Raw genomic sequence first — 4191 nt, forward strand, 5'->3', positions numbered from 1 at the left:
AAATTAACCAAGAATTACAGCAAGAGTTAAAAATTGAAGACACAGCCAACTTGGGTAAAAGTGTTCGTGTAAAAGATGCCAATGGGCGTTACATTGAGTTTTGTAAATCGACTTTCCCATATCATTTAGATTTAAATGACCTGACCATTGTGGTCGATTGTGCCAACGGTGCAGCCTATAACGTCGGCCCTGCAGTATTCCGTGAACTGGGTGCCAAAGTCTTTGCTATTCACAATGAACCGAATGGTTTAAATATTAATGAACATTGTGGTTCGACTCATCCTGAGCATTTACAAAAGGCGGTGTTGGATCATCAAGCCGATTTGGGGATTGCTTTTGATGGCGATGCCGACCGTGTAATTTTGGTAGACCGTCATGGCAAGCTGATTGATGGTGACCATATTTTATATATTCTTGCCACGCAAGGCTCGAAAAAACCTGCAGGAATTGTAGGCACATTGATGAGCAATATGGCGTTGGAATTGGCTTTAGAAAAAGCCCAAGTGCCTTTATTGCGTGCCAATGTCGGTGACCGTTACGTGCTACAAGGTCTAGAAGAAAATGGCTGGGTCATTGGTGGTGAGCCATCGGGACATATTTTGACTTTGGATAAGAGCACTACAGGTGATGCAATTATTGCTGCCTTGCAAGTGTTAACGGTGATGGTCGAAAAAAATAAAGCCCTGCATGAATTGGTGGCAGATTTTAAACTGTTGCCAAACGTGTTGGAAAATGTGCGCTTAGCAAATATGTTTGACCCGTATAGCGTTCCTGCCTTGGTGGAAGAGTTTGATCGTGCCAAGGAACAGCTGAAAGGTCGTGGACGCTTATTGATTCGTAAATCGGGCACTGAACCTGTGATTCGTGTGATGGTGGAAGGTGATGATTTGGCTGAAGTGAAGGCATTGGCAAAAGATTTAGCAGATTCTGTACGTCGTCATGCCGTCTAAAGGGGGGTAAATCGTGAGTGATTTAATTAAAGATTTAAGTGAGCTGCGTTTAAGTTACCAAAAAGGTGAATTGCTAGAAGCACAGGTCAGTGCCAATCCGCATATTCAGTTTTTGAATTGGTTTAACCATGCCTTAGAAGCCAAGCTACACGAACCCTATGCGATGTCATTGGCAACTGCTAATGCGCAAGGTCGTCCGCATGTGCGTACCGTGTTGCTGCGCGGAGCCACCGAAGCAGGCTATGACTTTTATACCAATTATGACAGTCAAAAAGGGCTAGATTTAGCAGCGAATCCTTATGCGGAATTATTGTTTTACTGGCCTGAGCTAGAACGTCAAATTCGGGTGAGTGGCTATGTCGAAAAAATTGATGAGCAAGAGTCGACAGCGTACTATCACAAACGCCCACGTGACAATCAGATTGCTGCACATATTAGTACCCCGCAAAGTGGTGTGATTACTAGCCGTGAAGAATTACAGGCGCGTTTTCAAGACTTGCATGCCCAAGTGGTTGATCAATCTGAATTGCAAAAACCCGTATTTTGGGGTGGCTACCGCTTGCAGCCTGATTATTACGAATTTTGGCAAGGTCGTCCGAACCGTTTGCATGACCGCTTAGCTTATGAAAAAATTGAAGGTGAGTGGAAACTACAACGCTTGATGCCTTAAATGACTGGAAACTATGTCAAAAATTCTAATAAAACAAAGACCTTTACTTACACGCCCTGAAAACTTTCAGGGCGTCTCTACATTTGTTGCCCAAATTTTAGCGCGCCGTGGCGTTACGTCGGAGCAGGAGCTAGAACTTAAACTGAAGCACTTGCTTGCCCCAGATATGAAAGGTCTACCTGAAGCAATTCAGCTAATGGATCAGGCAATTGATCAGCAGAAAAAAATTGTAATTGTGGGCGATTACGATGCCGATGGCGCGACCAGTACCACACTCATGATTCTGGCACTGCGCGAAATGGGCGCACAGGTGCAGTATTTAGTACCTGACCGTTTTAAATATGGTTATGGCTTAACCCCCGCCATTGCCGATTTGGCTTTTGAGCGTTATGCGCCTGATTTATTAATTACGGTAGATAACGGGATTTCCAGTCATGCGGGCGTGGAACGTGCGCAAGCTTTGGGGATGCAGGTCATCATCACCGATCACCACCTCACTACAAAAGCCACCCCAAATGCAGAGGCTGTGGTGAATCCGAATCAATTGGGTTGTGATTTCCCAAGTAAAGCTTTGGCGGGAGTGGGCGTGGCATTTTACGTTTTGGCGAACTTATCCAGTCAGCGTAAAAAACAGGGCAAACCTGCTGCAAATTTGACTCAATATTTAGATTTAGTGGCTTTGGGTACCTATGCCGATGTCGCCAGTCTGGATTATAACAACCGTATTTTGGTGGATGCAGGCTTAAAACGGATACAGCAGAATTTATGTCGTCCAGGGATTAGTGCATTGCTGGACTTGGCAGGACGAGAACCCGCACAGCTCAAAGCGCAGGATTTAGGTTTTGTCTTAGGGCCACGTATTAATGCTGCAGGGCGCATGGAAACCATGGATATTGGAATCGAGTGTTTACTGGCAACGGATATGCAAAGTGCCTATGCTTTGGCACGTCAGTTGAATGCTTTGAATCAGGAACGCCGTCAGGTTGAAGGGCAAATTAAACAGGATGCGCTGGCAGAATTGGAAAAGCTGCAGTTAGATCAAAGCGATTTACCGCATGCATTGATTATGTTTGAAGAACATTGGCACCAAGGTGTGATTGGGATTGTTGCAGGACGCTTAAAGGAACAGTTTCATCGCCCTGCGATTGTATTTGCAGCCGATGAAGATGGTGAGCATATCAAAGGCTCTGCCCGTTCAATAGAGGGAATTCACATACGTGACACTATAGAATTGGTGGCAGAGCAATATCCACACTTGGTTAGTCATTTTGGTGGGCATGCTGCAGCCGCAGGCTTGACCATTAAAAAGGTTCATTTTGCAGAATTTAAACAGGTGTTTGAACAGCTAATTGCGCAGATGGATGCTGAGCTGTTTCATGCCGTACTGTGGACAGATGGTGAATTGCCACCAGAGGCTTTTCATTTACACACGGTAGAGATGCTGCAGCATTTGGCACCGTGGGGACATAAATTTCCACAACCTGTATTTGAAGGGCGTTTTAAAGTGGTGGATTTTAGATGGCTTAAAGAGACGCATTTAAAACTGCGTCTGGCTTTGGAGAATAGCCAAGTGCTGGATGCGATTGCCTTTGGTGCCAAAGATAAATTTGAATTTAACCCGATGCGGGATGATGTGCGTTTGGTTTATGAATTAGAGCGCAATGTGTTTAATGGCAATGTCAGTTTACAGTTGCAGATTGTGCATTTAGAGCAGTAGCCCAAATAAAAATCCGCTCAAATTTGAGCGGATTTTTTGCTTTTAATATGAGGGATTAGAAGCGGAATGTACCATTGATACCGAATGAATCGATTTCATCAACTGTTGTGTAATTTACACCAACTGCAATTGTTGGGGTAAAGAATTTTTGTGCACGAACGCCAAAAACAGTTTCAGAATCATCAGCAGTTGAGTCTGCAATAGAAACGCCTACACTTAAAGTTGGGTCGATATAAAGATCAGCACCTAAGCGATAAGTTGTTTCATCACCAAAATAAGACAAGCCTTCAAAGTTAGCAAAATGGTTGCCAATTTGAGTGACATACTTAGCGCGTAAAGAGACAGCAGTATCTTCACCTACTGTTAATTGATTTAGAAGATTTGTGGTAAAGCCATAGTTTGCAACTTGAACAGGGTCTACGCTTTCATCTGCTACACCAACTGCTAATAATAAGCCATTGACTGGTAAGTAACCAACTTCAAGAGCATAACCAGTATTATCATCACCATCAAATTTGGTTTGATTAATTGCACCATTCACATAAAATTGAGTGTTAGGAATAAAAAATTCACCATTAATGCCTAAAACATCAATATCCTCATCCCCATCACCGCTAGCATTAGCATAACCTAGACCAATATTGCTCGCTTTAGCTAAGAAAGCAGCTTCAGCTAAAGGTGCATTTTTGACTTGAACACCATTTAAATAATATTTGCCATTAATGAATAATGTATTAGGACTTACGCATTGACGGATTCAAAAAAGTATTAAAATACCTTATAAAGTATCTGTGATCAGACGAATTAAAAATGCTTCTACAGCAACTTGTACTCTACCCATTTATATGGGCTTT

General features: G+C 43.0%; 3 protein-coding genes and 1 pseudogene. 3 read left to right on the forward strand and 1 reads right to left on the reverse strand.

Going from position 1 to position 4191, the window contains the following annotated elements; genetic code table 11:
- The 3 genes from glmM to recJ all read left to right on the forward strand — a co-directional run.
- The coding region (gene glmM, locus B2W49_RS01380; RefSeq protein WP_291333891.1) for a phosphoglucosamine mutase at positions 1-950 on the forward strand (950 nt) is incomplete at its 5' end.
- A gap of 13 nt (positions 951-963) precedes the next feature.
- Positions 964-1620 (forward strand): pyridoxamine 5'-phosphate oxidase, encoded by a 657-nt coding sequence (gene pdxH, locus B2W49_RS01385; RefSeq protein ID WP_291333894.1) that lies wholly within the window; start codon positions 964-966, stop codon positions 1618-1620.
- A 13-nt stretch (positions 1621-1633) separates the two neighbouring features.
- Positions 1634-3337 carry a single-stranded-DNA-specific exonuclease RecJ gene (recJ, locus tag B2W49_RS01390; RefSeq protein ID WP_291333896.1) on the forward strand — a complete coding sequence of 568 codons (1704 nt, stop codon included), beginning with the start codon at positions 1634-1636 and terminating at the stop codon, positions 3335-3337.
- A 55-nt stretch (positions 3338-3392) separates the two neighbouring features.
- Here the strand turns inward: recJ and B2W49_RS01395 are convergent.
- A pseudogene (locus tag B2W49_RS01395) lies at positions 3393-4073 on the reverse strand (putative porin); the annotation flags it as partial.
- Positions 4074-4191 lie beyond the last annotated feature (118 nt).

It is taken from the genome of Acinetobacter sp. UBA801 (assembly GCA_002296655.1).
GTDB lineage: Bacteria > Pseudomonadota > Gammaproteobacteria > Pseudomonadales > Moraxellaceae > Acinetobacter.

Bases quoted from the DNA above. Each gene is read 5' to 3' on its own strand.
- recJ (WP_291333896.1), top strand. From the start codon at position 1,634: ATGTCAAAAATTCTAATAAAACAAAGACCTTTACTTACACGCCCTGAA.